Below are 13,768 nucleotides of genomic sequence, written 5' to 3'. Positions count from 1 at the left end.
TTGACACGACACCAGCCCGAACCGGACCCAGCACCAACCCCGCAACCAGGACACGACACCAGCCCGAACCGGACCCAGCACCAACCCCGCAACCAGGACACGACACCAGCCCGAACCGGACCCAGCACCAACCCCGCAACCAGGCGAAGGGGGCGTGGCGCCAGCCCTTAATGAGGCGCGGCATCAGGCGCGTCGGTGGTGGCGGCGTGCAGCGTTACGAGCCGCGAAAGCGGCCCGGACGTGTGCCGGTTAGGGAGGGAGTTCCCTTTGCTCGTCAGAGCATCCGGTGACGGCCGCGCAGCCGGCACCGGGGCATCGTGGACATCAGGATCACCTCGTAGCGCGACGGGGGGACGATGACGGCATCGGTGCTGTGTCGCACGGCCGGGCTCCCCTCTTTCGTCGGGGCGCGCCGGCCCGGATGTCGCGGGCGGCGCGCGGTTTCGGGGGTGAGTTTACCGATGCCCCTGTCGCCGGAGAACTGGTTTTCCGGCGGCGGCGGCGCGGGGCGCGCCTGGTCTCGCGGGCCCGGGTCAGACGCCGTTCGGGGCGGGGCGCCAGGCGGACCAGTCGATGCGGAGGCGGGCAGGGCGCTGCGGGTCGATGCGCACCGGGAGGGTGACGCCGGGCACCACCATGCCCATGGGGATGCAGGGCAGGGACTGGCGGTGCGTGACGCGGTAGGCGGCGCCGTGTTCGGGGCGCACCTCCAAGGCGAAGCTGACCACCGGCTGCCCGTTGACGGTCACGCCGGTGTCGGCCATCGACTCGACCACGGCCTGGGCGGACACGCCCTCGGTCAGCAGGCGCCTGGCGTTCCGCGACGCGATCAGGAACGGCAGGCCGACACAGGCCAGGATCAGGAGCGTACCGCCCGTGATCGCCACCGCCATGAGAATGCCCTGTGCCGCGCTCATCGCGAGCCCCCGTTCTTTTCTCCGCCCCTGCCGGGCGGGTCGATGTCCTCACGTTTTCCAGGACGTTTTGTATCCGGGGGATGTTGCACGCCGCTTGATCGTCGTTGCGCCGCGCTTGACGGGCGCTTGCGCGATCTTCGCCGGGGCCTCGGGCGGTGCCGGGCGCGGCCGGTTCGGCGTCCGGCGCGCCCGGGGGCCGCGGTGTGTCAGCTTCCGCCGGTGAGGGGCGGGACGGCTTCGAGGGCGGCCAGGGCCTCGGCGGCGCTGGCGCGTATGTACGGGTCGTCGTCGTCGAGCCAGGGGCGCACCCGGGCGGCCAGGGTGGGCGCGATCTCGCGCAGCTCCAGGACGGCGCGGGAGATGCCGGTGTTGAGCACCTCCTGGGCCCACTCCTCCCCGTCCTCAAGCGCGTCCGTGCGGAACATCTCGGCCGCCAGCGCGGGGACGTCCAGGTCGTCGCCCTCCGGGTACGCGGCGGCGCGCACCTCCTCCTCCGGCGCGTCCGGGAAGGCGGCGTGGGCGGCCTCGGCGAGGAAGTCGAGCAGGATCGCGCGCAGCGGCCTCTCCTCGGACTCGTGCGGGGCCGCGAACGGGCGGGCGGTGGCGGGATCGGCGAGAAGGTCGGCCACGACCTCGGCCGCCGCGGGGGTGACGGTCCAGGGCGTGCCCTGGTGGATCACGGCGGCGTCCAGGTGGTAGATCGCGGTCTGGCGGGCGTCCTCGTCGTCCCCGACGAGCGCGCGCAGGTGGCCGGGGGTGTCGGTGGCCATGCCGTAGGCGTGGAACAGCCGCGACCAGTCGGTACGGCCGTCGATCAGCTCGGTGGGCGTAGTCATGGCGGAAGCATCCCAGTTTGCGGGGCTTCACGTGAGATGGGATGGCCTCCGGCCCGGCGGCCCTTCTGCTCGGGACGGCCGCCGGGCCGGGGTCGTCAGGACGCGGGCCCGTTCACGCCCCCGTCGTCCTCGCGGAAGTTCTCGCTGTGCGACGGGCCCTCGTCGCGACCGGTGCCGTCCTTGTACTTCTCGACGAAGCCTCCAGGCTCGCGGTCGGTCTTGCCGTCGGGCGGGATCGGCATGTCCACCGGCTCGCACGGCGCGACCGCACCCTCGACGATCTCCAGCGTGGTGCCGGCGGGCGGGCTGTCCGCGTCGCCCACGGAGACCGCCAGGACCAGCGTCTGGTCCTTGGCGACCTGGCCCTTCTCGATCCGGAAGAACATGCCGCCGTCGCGGTTGCCCATGCTGACCCGGAACTCGCCGCGGGTCGCGGCGCCGTTGCCGCGGGGGCCCTTGCAGGTCTTGCCGGCGGGCAGGTAGTCGACCACGGCGTTGACGCCGGCGGCCTTGAGGTCGGCCTCCAGGGCCTCCGGATCGCGGAACTCCTTGATCTCGACCTCCACCGATCCGTCGGCGCCCTTGGTCACGGCGTACGCCGCGCCGGCGAGCCCGCCGGAGACGGTGAACGCCACGGTGGCGGCCGCCGCGACCCCCGCGACCGCGGCGGCCAGCCCCCACACGCGGCGGCGCGAGCCGAGCCGTCCGGGCGCCCCGGCCACCGCAGGCCGCTCGGCCGTCCGGGTGCCGATCTCCTCCTTGAGCGCGGTGAGCAGGCGCTCCTCGAAATTGGTCATGCCCTCTCCTCCACATACACGGCCTGCGGCGAAGCGACGTTTTCCAGGGCACGCCGGGCCCGATGCAGCCGGACCCGGGCGGTCACGCTCCTGATGCCCAGGGCCGCGGCGGCCTCCGTCACGGTGAGCTGGTCGATCGCGACGAGTTCCAGGACGGCGCGCTCGCCTTCGGGCAGGTCCCGCATGGCCTCCAGCGCGCGCCGCATCTGGCGCTCGGCGTCGATCCGCTCCTCCATCCGGACGAGATCGTCGTCGTCCATCAGCCGCCGTCCCGCGATGCGGCTCGTCAGCCGCGTCTCGCGGGTGGTGCGGCGGTGCTCGGCCGCCACGACGTTGCGCGCCACGCCGTACAACCACGCGATCTCGGTGCCGCGGCCGGGACGGTAGGTGTGCGCCGAGTCCAGTGCCGCCAGGAAGATGTCGGCGGTCAGGTCGGCGGCGAGATGAGGATCGCTCACCCGCCGGACGACGAACCGCATGACGGCATCGACGTGGCGGCGATAGAAGGCCTCAAAGGCCGCAGGGTCTTCGTTGAGGCGCACTGGCCTCGCTCCCTTCGTCGTTCGCCCCTTACGCCGGTACTTGGACCGGGACGCGCGAAGCGTTTCCGAGCATGGCAGCCGGACGTTTAAGGCGACGTCAGTGGGCACGGGCAGGCTCTGGCGTTTCGGGATGCCGAGATGGGAGGAGAGCGCGATGGCCCCGGTGCAGAAGGCGGTTTCGCTGGTGCTGAGCCTGCTCAGCGGAATGCTGGCGGCGGCGTTGTTCAAACGGGCCTGGAAGCTGGTCTCGGGCGAGGATGACGCGCCCGACGCGGACGACCGCGACCACGGCTGGGTGGAGGTCCTGGTCGCGGCGACCTTGCAGGGCGCGATCTTCGGGCTGGTGAAGGCGGCCGTGCACCGTGCCGGCGCCCAGGCCGTACGCCGTACGGGCGGGCGCCGCGGCAAGGGCTGAACCGCGGGGCGCCCGTGGATCCGTCACGCCGTGAGTGTCCGCGGCGGCGGAACGACCCCAGGCGCCTAGCGTGCTGCCATGGACGAGCGAGCACAGGACGGGCGGGCCGCGGTGCGGGGCCGCTGGGAGGCGTTCCGCCGCTCCCCGTTCCTCCCGGCCACGGTGCTGATGTTCATCCTCACGGCCGCGGCCGGGCTGTTCGCGGGCTCGTACACGTACGCGATGGCCGCCCCGACGCCGCACCACGTGCCGGTGGCGGTCGTCGGGGCGCACGACCCGGCCCGCGCGAAGGCGTTCGTGGCGGCCATGGACAAGGCGCTGAACGCCTCGCTGATGCTGCGCCGGACCCCCTCGTACGCCGAGGCGCTGCGCGAAGTGGAGGAGCAGCAGGTCTTCGGGGTGCTGGTCGTCCGCGGCGACGCGGTCGAGCTGGGGGTGTCCAGCGCCTCGGGCGCCTCGGTGGCGCAGGTCCTGGAGACGGCGGCGCCCGAGGCGGGCCGCGCGCTCGGCACCCCGGTCGCCGTACGCGATCTCAAACCGCTCCAGCAAGGCGACCCGCGCGGGCTGGCCCTGTTCTACATCACGCTGGCCGCCGTGATCATCGGCTTCGTCGGGGCGATCCAGCTCGGCGTGCACGCCAGGGAGCTCAACCCGGGCGAGCGGATCGCCTTCACGGTCACGTACGCGGTGCTCGGCGGGTTCTCCATCGCCGCGGTCGTGGACTGGGGGCTGGGCGCGCTGGACCTGCCGTTCGCGGAGTCGTGGTTCATCCTGACGCTGACGATGTTCGTCTCCGGCATGGTGTTCACGATGTTCAACACCCTGCTGGGGCGCTGGGCGATGCTGCCGACGTGGGGCCTGATGGTGCTGCTCGGCAACCCGTCCTCCGGCGGGGCGGTGTCGTGGCCGCTGCTGCCCTCGCCGCTCGGGGCGATCGGGCGCTGGCTGCCGCCCGGGGCGTCGGTGAACGCCCAGCACACCGCGGTGTACTTCCGTGATCACCAGCACGTGATGCCGTTCCTGGTTCTGGCGGGCTGGGGGCTGGTGTCGTGCGCGGTCTTCCTCATCTGGAGGCACCGGCATCCGGGCGGCCGGACCGGCCCCGCGGACGGGGAGACGTCCTGATCGGCTTCCGCGAGCCGCCGGTCGTGCCGTCACCGCGGTCCCGCTCCACCCGCCGAGATCCTGGAGCACTCCGGCCCCGCTCTTTCAGGCGGCGGTCTCGGGCAGCCACAGGTCGGGGCCGAAGACCTCGTACCGGATGTCCCGCGGGGCGACCCCGGCCGCGATGAGCTGGGCGCGGGCGTGCCGCATGAACGGCACGGGCCCGCACAGGTAGGCCACGGCGCCCTCGGGCACCTCGACGCCCTCCAGGTCCAGCAGGCCGGAGCGGGCTCCGGCGCCCTGCGCGCCCTCCTCGTACCAGAAGATCCGCTCGGCGGCGGGCAGCGCGCCGGCAAGGCGCTCCATGTCCTCGCGCAGCGCGTGCTCGGCCGGGGAGCGGTCGGCGTGCAGCAACAGGACGCGCCGGGCGGAGGCGGTGCCGGCGAGGTGCTCCAGCATGGCGGTGATCGGGGTGCAGCCGATCCCGGCGGAGACGAGCACGAGCGGGGCGTCGCCGTCGTCCAGCGCCACGTCACCGAACGGCGCGGACAGGGTCAGCTCGTCCCCGGGCCTGGCCGTGGCGTGCAGCAGCGTGGACACCTCGCCGTCGGGGGCGTCGCCGCCGCGTACGCGCTTGACGGTGATCCGGCGCAGCCCGTCCTCGCCGTGGCCCGACAGGGTGTACTGGCGGAGCTGGTGCACGCCGTCGGGCATGCGCACCCGTACGCTGACGTACTGGCCGGGCAGCGCGGGCGGCACGGGCTCCTCGTCCACCGGGCGCAGCAGCAGCGACATCACGTCCGCCGTCTCCTCGCGCCGCTCCACGATCCGCCAGGTGCGCCAGGTGGCGCCGTCGCGCGCCCCGGCGGCGCCGTAGAGGCGCGACTCCATCGCGATCAGCGCGCCCGCCATCAGCCAGTAGACCTCGTCCCAGGCGGCGGCGACCTGCGGCGTGACCGCGTCGCCGAGCACCTCCGCGATGGCGCCGAACAGGAACTTGTGCACGATGACGTACTGGTCGTCGGTGACGCCGACCGAGGTGTGCTTGTGCGCGATGCGCGACAGCAGCGCGTCGGGACGCTCGCCGGGGTGGTCCACCAGCGCCCGCGCGAAGGCCGCGACGGCCCCGGCCAGCGCCTTGCGCTGCTCGCCGCTGCGCTGGTTGCCGCGGTTGAACAGCCCGTCCAGCAGCTCGGGATGCTCGGCGAACATGGTCTCGTAGAACCTCGCGGTGATCGCGTCGAGGGCCTGCCCGACGACGGGCAGCGTGGCACGGACGACCGCTGCGGATTCCGCGGACAGCATGTGAACCTCCTGGTACGGGACGGCGTGAACCGGCGCCATTTAAATTGGCATCTGAGATACCTATTAAAGAGGACGCCGGTGCCGCCCCGGCCAAGGGGGGGTGGATCAGCCCTCACGGTCCGGACGCGGTGCGAGAGGGGTGGGATCAGCCCTCACTGGCCGGGCGCGGCGTGAGCGACAGCAGCGCGGGCCCGGTCGGCGCCTCGACCAGCGAGGCGACGGTCACCTCGTCCAGTGAGGCGTAGAACGCCTCCTGCGCCCGGCGCAGCGCGGAACGCAGCCGGCACGCCGCCGCCAGCGGGCACGGCGGGTCGTCCGCGCACCCCACCACGTCGCCGGGCGCCTCGAGCCCGCGCACCAGCCGGCCCACCGAGGCGCGCCGTCCGGCCTCGCTGAGCTGCAGCCCGCCGCCCCGGCCCCGCCTGGCCTCCACCAACCCCAGCTCGCTCAGCCGGGCGACCGCCTTGGCCGCGTGGGTGTAGGGCACGCCGACCATCTCCGCGACCGTCCGCGTGGTCAGCGGCTCGTCGGGCCGCGCCACGGCCAGCCGCATCACGATCCGCAGGGCGACGTCGGTGAAGGCGGTCAGGCGCATGCTCCTACGTTAGGCGCCCCCGCCCACCGCCCAGAACCAGGATGCGATGCGGCTCGCGGGCCCGGCGGTCAGCCGGTGAGCAGGGCCTGCAGGCGGCGCGCCTCCTGCGCCAGGCGTGAGGAGCCCTTGCGGGCGGCGACGGCGGCCAGCTCGGGGATGACGGCCTTCGCCGCGGCGGGTGCGGCCGCCCTGGCGCCCGCCGCGAGGAGGTCGGCCAGGCCGTTGCGCGGACGCTCGCCGGGGCCGGGGAGCAGGGCGGGCAGCAGCTCGGCCACGATCGCCCACACCGCCTCGTGGCCGCCCGCCCCGGTCACGTCGTCCAGCACTCCGATGACCCGGCTGAGCTTGACGAACTCGCCCGTCACCAGATCGGTGACCGCGCGGGCCAGCTCCGCCGCCGGCACCTGACCCCGGGCCGCCAGGACGAGCAGCGCGTCGGCGGCCGCCGCCCGGCCGGACGCCGCCTCGAAGCCCATGGCGCAGGCCAGTGCGCACGCCATGGCCCGGCCGATCGGGCCGTCGGCGTGGGCCAGGCTGACCAGGACGGCGGCCTGATCGGTGCCGGAGCCGCTCACGTGGAGCTGGAGGGCGGCCAGCGCGTGCGCCGCGACGACCTCGCGGTGCGCGGGCAGGACGAGCGGCCAGAACTCCATGGTGTCGGCATAGCTTGAGGTCGGCGTGAACAGCTTGCGGAAGGGGCCTTCGACGGGCGGGTCGAAGGCGATCTCGATCTCCTGGTAGTCGCTGTAGTACCGCTTGTGATGGCGCACCTCGCAGCGCGCCCGGCGGTCGGGCAGGCCGCCGCCGCGCACCCAGGCGGCCAGCGCCCGGCCCGCCTCGCCGGACGTCTTCTCGGCCCGCTCGGCCACCGGCTCCCCGGCCTCGGGGTCCAGCCGGAGCAGGGCCTGGGCGAGGTCGGCGGGCAGGGCCTCCACCCCGGCGGCGTCCAGCCGCTCGATCCGGTCGAGCAGCACGGCGGGGTCGATGCTCCCGGTGGCGGACGTCGGCGCGGCCAGCAGCGCCGGGTAGGCGCGCTCATCCTCGAAATGCGCGATCAGCTCGTGTGCCCGGTCGCGGTAGAACTCGTCCAGCACGTTGCGGCCATGCCAGTAGACCTGCTCGGTCTTGATCGTCGCGGACAGCGAGCGGCTGTCGGGCGGGGAGGCGAAGGCCAGCACCACGCGGCGGAACAGCGTGAGCAGGGTCTCGTACGTCGCGTAGCCGACGTAGCCGAAGAACCCCGGGTTGAGCGGCTGCCACCAGGACAGCAGCAGCTCGCGCAGGGTGCCGGGCTCACGATGCGCCCATTCGGCGAGCCCGGCCAGCAGGCATTCGAACTCGGCCACGGGCAGCGGGTCGGCGACGGCGGACAGCCGCCGCACCAGCTCCTCCGGCGAGGCCACGGGCGGGGGCAGCGCGGGGCCGGGCGGCGCCACGAGGACCGGCGCGGGGCCGGTGTCGCGGGCGGCCACCGTCTCGCCGTACGCGGTGGCGATCTTCTCGCGCAGCTCGGCGGGCAGCCCGCCCGCCGCCTCCATGATCGCCGTACGCCCCTCGTCGCCCGCCCGCGCGGCGAGCCTGGCCGCCACGCGCACGGCACGCTCCTGGATCATCAGGGTGTCGATCGCGAAGATCGCGGCCAGCGCGCGCAGCCCGAGGTCGGCGCGGCGCGGCTCTCGGCGTACGGCGTCGTCGATCCAGGCCACGGCGGCGCGCACCAGCTTTTTCTCCGGGCGGAACGCCAGGGCCTCCACCGCCTCGGCGAGCAGGTCGTCCTCCAGCCGCCCCGCCGCCTCCAGCTCCCGCAGCCGCGCGAGCGCCATGTCGGCCACCGCGACCGGGACGGTGGGCAGCATGCGGACGAGATCGCGGGCCAGCCCCTCGGCCTCGTCGAGGGTGGGCGCGAGCGCGTCGAGCAGCCAGACGAGCGGGACCGGCGCGGCCGGGCCGTCGCGCAGCAGGCGCGTCACCGCGCCCTCGATCACGGCGGCGCGGTCGAGCGCGCCGGACGCGACCAGCCGGGCGACCGTGTCGGCCTGCCGGTCGCCGAACTCGTCGGCCAGGCTGTCGCAGTCGAAGACGCGCGGAGCCAGGTGGGGGAAGAGCGGATCGGCCGCGGCCCTCTCGTCGATGAGCCCCCACCGCAGCCAGCCCGCCATGAACGCCTCGTCCGCGGGCGGCTCGATCCCGGTCTCGCGGACCAGCTCGGCGGCGACCTCCCAGTGCTCCAGATCGGGCGTACGCAGCCGCCCGGCGATGCGGCGGGCCGCGTCGGCGCGCCACGGCTCCGGGCGCTCGCGCAGCAGGGCGAGAATGATCCGGGCGTCGCCATCGCCGGTCACGCGCCAGCGGAACTCACGCCGGAACAGCCAGGACGTGACCGCCGCCGCCCCGCCGACGCAGGCGGCGCCCGCCACGATCAGGGGCGTGAACTGCTCCCGCCACTCCCACCAGCCGCGGTGCGCGGCGCTCTGGGCGGCGGCGTAACGGGGGAGCTCGGCGGCGGCGAGCTTGCGCTCCTCCGGGCCTAAGCCGGTGACGATCCGCAGGGTGCCCGGGGTGTCGCCGTCGGCGACCCGCGCGAACAGGGCGCGGAGCGGGGCGGGGAGATCGGCGGTGGTGGTCATCGGGCTGCTCCGGCGGCCTGGTCGGTGTGGGCGGTCTGGTCGGTCTCGCTGGTGTGGGCGGTCTCGCTGGTCGGGGCGGTCTCGCCGGTGTGGGCGGACTGGCCGGTCTGAGCGGTCTGGGCGGCGGCCTCGGTCATCTGGGCGGCGAGGATGTGCTTGCACGGGCCGCGGGTGCCGCGGTAGTCGGTCCACCACGGGCAGGTGCAGGTGGGGCCGGCGGGGTCGAGGCGCACGCGGCGGTGCTCGTTGACCGTCGCCACGCCGGGGGCGGTGAAGACGACCAGGCCGCGGGCCATGAGGTCCTTGGCCGACCTGAGCCGGGGGTTGGCGGCCAGGGCGCGGCCGGCGTCGTAGGGCAGCTCGCGGTGGAAGTGGGCGGCCTCGGCGACGTCGTAGCCGACCCGGCCGGCCGTGCCGAGCTGGGTCAGCGCCGCGCGTACGCGCTCGCGGGACAGGCCCGACTGCTCGGCCAGCAGGTCGGCGTCCAGCCGGGGCTCGAAGGCCAGCAGCATGCCCACCAGGTCGGCGTCGGCCTCGGCGGTCTGGCGGGACAGGTCGTCCAGCACTGCCCCCTCGCCCGAGAAGCCGCGGTTGTGCGCGGGCGAGAGCGTCAGGACGTACCGCATGCCGGGCAGCTCCAGCTCCCACGCGCCGGCCATCGGCATGCCGGTGCCGGACACCGCCGGGCCGTACACGCGCAGGGCCGTGGCGAAGCGCAGCAGCGGCAGCATGGTCGCCAGGCGGTCGGGGCCCGCCAGGCACACGGCGCCGGCGACGGGCCGCGACGCCAGGCGCAGCGACCGGCCGGACGGGACCGCCCAGTGCAGGCCGCGCCGGGGCAGCCCGCGCAGGAACCGCACCGCCTCGGGCGCGCTCAGCTCGGCGCGCAGGTCGAAGCCGGAGGCGATCACCTGGACCTCGGCGAAGCCGCGCACCCACCGCTCGGGCAGCGGCACCTTCTTCTCCACCACCGCGCCGTCGAGCGTGGTGGCCACCACCTCGTCGGGGCCGACCGCGAGGTGCAGCGGGTCGTCGCCGCCCACCCGCGCCAGCGCCTGCCGCAGCGGGTTGTTGACATCGACGTTGGTGGTGCCGACGTCCACGACCTCGCCGTCGAGCGCCTGCTGCAGCACGTCGAGCCGCGCGTAGACGCCGCCGCAGGCCGAGAAGGACTCAAAGCGCAGCCGGTCGCCGTTGCACGTCACCACCGGGTCGCGGACGTAGCCGCTCGGCCGGGCGTCGAGGTAGCGAGCCTTGGCGACGTCGGCGACCGCGAGCAGGCCCGCCGCCGCGGGGGCGGCCCGGGTCAGCAGCCCGCTGAAGAAGCGGGGGTGGGCGACCAGCCCACGCTGGGTGAGCCCGCCCGAGGTGGACAGGTCCAACTGGCCCGAGGCCAGGTCGAGCCCGGAGGAGCGGGCGTAGGAGTACGCCACGACTGTGTCGGTCATGGCGGGGACGCTACTGCCCGCCGCCGACAATCTTCCGGCGTACGCGAGGTTTCCTCGTACACGGGAACGTTTAGCTTCTGGGGCGGCGGTTAGGCGAGTGGCCATGAAGCGTGCATCAGCGGGGCGGGGAGACCTGTCGCGCCGTCTGCTGGCCGGTGCCATGGCCGGGGCCGCGGGGACGACGGCGCTGAACACACTGTCCTATCTCGACATGATCGTACGGGCCCGGCCCGCGAGCTCCCTGCCGGAGAAGGCGGCCGGGAGGCTGGCCGAGCGGCTTCACGCCGATCTGGGCGAGGGAGAACACGCGCGCAACCGGGAGCAGGGGCTCGGGCCCATGCTGGGGATCGCCACCGGGCTGGGGGTCGGCATCGCGTACGCCCTGGTACGGGGCGCCATGCGCGAGGTGCCGCTGCCCGCCGCGGCCGGGGGCGTGGGCGTGGCGGCGTCGGTGGCGAGCAACGCGCCGATGACGACGCTGCGGCTGACCGATCCGCGGAAATGGGGCCTGTCGGGTTGGTTGTCCGACATCATCCCGCATCTCGGCTACGGGCTGGTGACGGCGGCCGTCGTCGAGGCCATGACCGGGCGCGACTCGATCCGGCGAGGGCGCCGGTAGCGGGCGAACGCAGCGGGCGAACGCAGCGGGCGAACGCAGCGGGCGAACGCAGCGGGTGAACGCAGCGGGTGAACATCGCCGGGGTGGTGCGCGTCTAACCGGCTATGAACACCGACAGACCTGACATCCGGCGCCTGCGGCGTCCGGTGGCCGTGCTCGCCGCGCTCGCGGCGGCGCTGGTGGGGGCGCTGGTGGCGGCACTGGCGCCGGCCACGTGGTCCCCGGCGAGCGCGACGGCCGGAGCGGCGTCCGGCGAGGAGGCCGCGGCGGCGCGCTGCCGCACCGAGGGGCTCAGGGCGAGCCTCGGCCGCGTGAGCGCGGCGGCCGGCAACCGGTACGCCCCGCTGGTGCTGCGCAACACGTCCGGGCGCACCTGCTGGGTGTACGGCTACGTCGGGCTGGTCATGTTCGACCGCAACGGCGACGCCCTGCGCACCAGGGTGCGCCGCGAGAGCGTCACGCCGCGCCGGGTCACCCTGAAGCCGGGGGCCTCCGCCCACGCGCGGCTGCACTGGACCGTGGTGCCTTCCGGCGGCGAGAGCCGGTGCCCGTCCGCGGCCCGCCTGATGATCATTCCTCCGGACGAGGTGGCCCACCTGGAGATCCCGTTCACCACCGTCATCTGCGACGACGGCCGTCTGGACATCCGGCCCATGGCGCCCGGCGCCCGCCTGTGAGCCGGCGCGTCACCGGGTGCTGACCTCCAGCAGCGGGACGAGCTGCTCCATCGCGGTCAGCGAGCCGTGGTAGCCGGTGAACGCGCTCTCCAGCGGATGGGCGGCCAGCGCGACCAGCGCGACGCCGGCGTACGGCACGGCCACGACGTCGCCGATGCGGCCGATCCACTCCTCGCGCACCCGCGGGCCGAACCACCCGGAGTCGATCGCCTCCTGCCGCGAGACCACCCAGGCGCGGCCGGCCAGGGTCTCGCGCCAGGCGTCGAGCACGGCGTCCGCGGCGCCCTCGGCGGCGTACACGTGGCGGCTCCGCGCGTCGCCGCCCAGCATGGCGACGCCCTCGCGCAGCTCGGGCACGGCCTCGGCGTCGATCTTCTCGGTGGCGTTGACCATGCCGTGGTCGGCGGTGACGTACATCGCCGAGCCGGGCGGCAGCGCCTCGGCCAGCCGTTCGGCCAGGCGATCGACGATCGCGAGCTGCTCCAGCCACTCCGGGGTGCCCCAGCCGACCATGTGGCCGGTGGCGTCGAGGTCGCCGTAGTAGACGGTGACGTGGGCGCCGGGGGCGGCCAGCGCCTCGCGGGCCCGCTCCACCCGCTCGTCCACGGTGTCGGCGGGGATGTAGCGCACGCCGCGGTAGACGGCGTCGGTCAGGCCGGTGCCCTCGAACGCGCCGGGGGCGACGTAGCTCGGGGCGAGCCCCGCCGCGCTCGCCCGCTGGAAGACCGTGGTGGCGGGCTGCCACTCGGCCGGGTCCATCTGGGGCAGGCCGTCGGGCAGCCGCCAGCGCAGGCAGTTGAACAGGTGGCCGGTGCCGGGCACGGCCAGCATCAGGCCGAGCATGCCGTGCTCGCCCGGCGGGACCGCGGTGCCCAGCGAGCACAGGCTGGTCACGGTGGTCGCGGGGAAGCCCGCCGTCAGCGTACGGCCGCCGCGGGCGGCCAGGGCGGACAGGAACGGGGCGCGCTCGGGGTGCGCCGCCAGCAGCTCGGCGCCGAGGCCGTCCACGAGGAACAGGCAGACGCGGGAGGCCGGTTCGAGCCCGAGCGGGTTGCGCGCGTGGGCGCCGAGCGCGGCCAGGAGCGAGGCGGACAGGTCGGCGAGGGTGCCCCCGCCGTAGCCGGGGACCAGCGGGACCGCCGCGCCGTCAGCCGTCACCACCATGGGCGCTCACCCCTTCTCGCGACCGGACCCCACTTCGCGATTGTGCCTTATGCGCGGGGCGCCGTGAATGCGCGCCCGCGATTGCGGGAAGGCCATGGCCGTGACCGCGTACCGCCGTGGCGGCGCACACGAGGAGGCCGCGCAGAGCCATGACCCGCCTGGAACCGATACCGCCCGCCGAGCTCGACGACGAGCAGCGTGAGCTGTACACCGCCATCACCACCGGGCCGCGCGCCCGGGGGGCCGCGACGTTCGAGCTGGTGCGGCCCGACGGCGCGCTGCGCGGGCCGTTCAACGCCTTCCTGCTCTCGCCGCGGCTCGGCGACGCGCTGCAGAACCTGGGCGCGGCGATCCGCTACCGTACGGCGCTGCCGCCGCGGGTGCGCGAGATGGCGATCCTCACCGTGGCCGCGCACTGGGACAGCCCCTTCGAGCAGTCGGCGCACGAGCACGTGGGGCGGGCCTGCGGGGTGACCGAGGAGGAGATGGCGGCGATCCGGGAGGGCCGCGTGCCCGACCTCGCCGACCCGTACGAGCGGGCCTGCGCCCACCTCGCGCGCCTGATGGTGGCCGACGGCGACGTGGACGACGAGTCCTGGGACTCCTGGGCCGACCAGGCCGGGAACATCACGGTCTTCGAGCTGTCCACCCTCGTGGGCTACTACGCCATGATCGCCCTGCAGATGCGGGTGTTCCGCGTGCACTGATCCGCCGCTGATCCG

At 74.6% G+C, this 13,768-nt stretch carries 14 protein-coding genes; 5 read left to right on the top strand and 9 right to left on the bottom strand.

Features of this window, described 5'->3' with window-relative positions:
- Positions 1-533 precede the first annotated feature (533 nt).
- The 4 genes from HNP84_RS05160 to HNP84_RS54750 all read right to left on the bottom strand — a co-directional run bounded on the left by HNP84_RS05160 (position 534) and on the right by HNP84_RS54750 (position 3,092).
- Positions 534-917: a hypothetical protein gene (locus tag HNP84_RS05160; protein WP_185048191.1), complete on the bottom strand. Its 384-nt coding sequence runs from the start codon at positions 915-917 to the stop codon at positions 534-536.
- 206 nt (positions 918-1,123) lie between these two features.
- Positions 1,124-1,753 carry a hypothetical protein gene (locus HNP84_RS05155; RefSeq protein WP_185048190.1) on the bottom strand — a complete coding sequence of 210 codons (630 nt, stop codon included), beginning with the start codon at positions 1,751-1,753 and terminating at the stop codon, positions 1,124-1,126.
- Positions 1,754-1,848: 95 nt separating this feature from the next.
- Positions 1,849-2,550: a hypothetical protein gene (locus HNP84_RS05150; protein WP_185048189.1), complete on the bottom strand. Its 702-nt coding sequence runs from the start codon at positions 2,548-2,550 to the stop codon at positions 1,849-1,851.
- A complete protein-coding gene (locus tag HNP84_RS54750) occupies positions 2,547-3,092 on the bottom strand; it encodes an RNA polymerase sigma factor (protein WP_185048188.1) in 546 nt (181 codons plus the stop codon). Before HNP84_RS54750 ends, HNP84_RS05150 begins: the two co-directional genes overlap by 4 nt.
- Before the next feature lie 154 nt (positions 3,093-3,246).
- Between HNP84_RS54750 and HNP84_RS05140 the strand changes: the two genes are divergently transcribed.
- Both HNP84_RS05140 and HNP84_RS05135 read left to right on the top strand, forming a co-directional pair.
- On the top strand, positions 3,247-3,507 hold the full coding sequence (locus tag HNP84_RS05140) for a DUF4235 domain-containing protein (protein ID WP_185048187.1): 261 nt from the start codon (positions 3,247-3,249) through the stop codon (positions 3,505-3,507).
- A gap of 78 nt (positions 3,508-3,585) precedes the next feature.
- Positions 3,586-4,632, top strand: coding sequence for an ABC-2 transporter permease (locus HNP84_RS05135; RefSeq protein ID WP_185048186.1), 1,047 nt, complete (start codon positions 3,586-3,588; stop codon positions 4,630-4,632).
- 84 nt (positions 4,633-4,716) lie between these two features.
- Here the strand turns inward: HNP84_RS05135 and HNP84_RS05130 are convergent, their stop codons facing one another.
- The 4 genes from HNP84_RS05130 to HNP84_RS05115 form a co-directional block, all read right to left on the bottom strand.
- On the bottom strand, positions 4,717-5,916 hold the full coding sequence (locus HNP84_RS05130) for a globin domain-containing protein (protein ID WP_185048185.1): 1,200 nt from the start codon (positions 5,914-5,916) through the stop codon (positions 4,717-4,719).
- 145 nt (positions 5,917-6,061) lie between these two features.
- Complete coding sequence (locus HNP84_RS05125; protein ID WP_185048184.1) at positions 6,062-6,511, bottom strand: RrF2 family transcriptional regulator; 450 nt, start codon at positions 6,509-6,511, stop codon at positions 6,062-6,064.
- 68 nt (positions 6,512-6,579) lie between these two features.
- The gene (locus tag HNP84_RS05120) at positions 6,580-9,138 is read right to left on the bottom strand and encodes a DUF7824 domain-containing protein (RefSeq protein WP_185048183.1); all 2,559 of its coding nucleotides are present in this window, start codon (positions 9,136-9,138) and stop codon (positions 6,580-6,582) included.
- A complete protein-coding gene (locus tag HNP84_RS05115) occupies positions 9,135-10,586 on the bottom strand; it encodes an SWIM zinc finger family protein (RefSeq protein WP_185048182.1) in 1,452 nt (483 codons plus the stop codon). The genes HNP84_RS05120 and HNP84_RS05115 overlap by 4 nt, the downstream gene beginning before the upstream one ends.
- Before the next feature lie 103 nt (positions 10,587-10,689).
- On the opposite strand from HNP84_RS05115, the gene HNP84_RS05110 reads away from it, so the two are divergent.
- Together HNP84_RS05110 and HNP84_RS05105 are read left to right on the top strand one after the other, a co-directional pair.
- Positions 10,690-11,205: a hypothetical protein gene (locus HNP84_RS05110; RefSeq protein WP_185048181.1), complete on the top strand. Its 516-nt coding sequence runs from the start codon at positions 10,690-10,692 to the stop codon at positions 11,203-11,205.
- A 104-nt stretch (positions 11,206-11,309) separates the two neighbouring features.
- Positions 11,310-11,882: a DUF4232 domain-containing protein gene (locus tag HNP84_RS05105; protein WP_185048180.1), complete on the top strand. Its 573-nt coding sequence runs from the start codon at positions 11,310-11,312 to the stop codon at positions 11,880-11,882.
- 9 nt (positions 11,883-11,891) lie between these two features.
- On the opposite strand, the gene HNP84_RS05100 is transcribed toward HNP84_RS05105, so the two are convergent.
- Positions 11,892-13,046 carry an alkaline phosphatase family protein gene (locus HNP84_RS05100; RefSeq protein ID WP_185048179.1) on the bottom strand — a complete coding sequence of 385 codons (1,155 nt, stop codon included), beginning with the start codon at positions 13,044-13,046 and terminating at the stop codon, positions 11,892-11,894.
- Between the two features lie 149 nt (positions 13,047-13,195).
- Between HNP84_RS05100 and HNP84_RS05095 the strand changes: the two genes are divergently transcribed.
- Complete coding sequence (locus HNP84_RS05095) at positions 13,196-13,753, top strand: carboxymuconolactone decarboxylase family protein (RefSeq protein ID WP_185048178.1); 558 nt, start codon at positions 13,196-13,198, stop codon at positions 13,751-13,753.
- Positions 13,754-13,768 lie beyond the last annotated feature (15 nt).

Source organism: Thermocatellispora tengchongensis, from assembly GCF_014202315.1.
GTDB lineage: Bacteria > Actinomycetota > Actinomycetes > Streptosporangiales > Streptosporangiaceae > Thermocatellispora > Thermocatellispora tengchongensis.
Note: the sequence above shows the minus strand (reverse complement) of the source record. Positions and strands in the feature narration are given on the sequence as shown.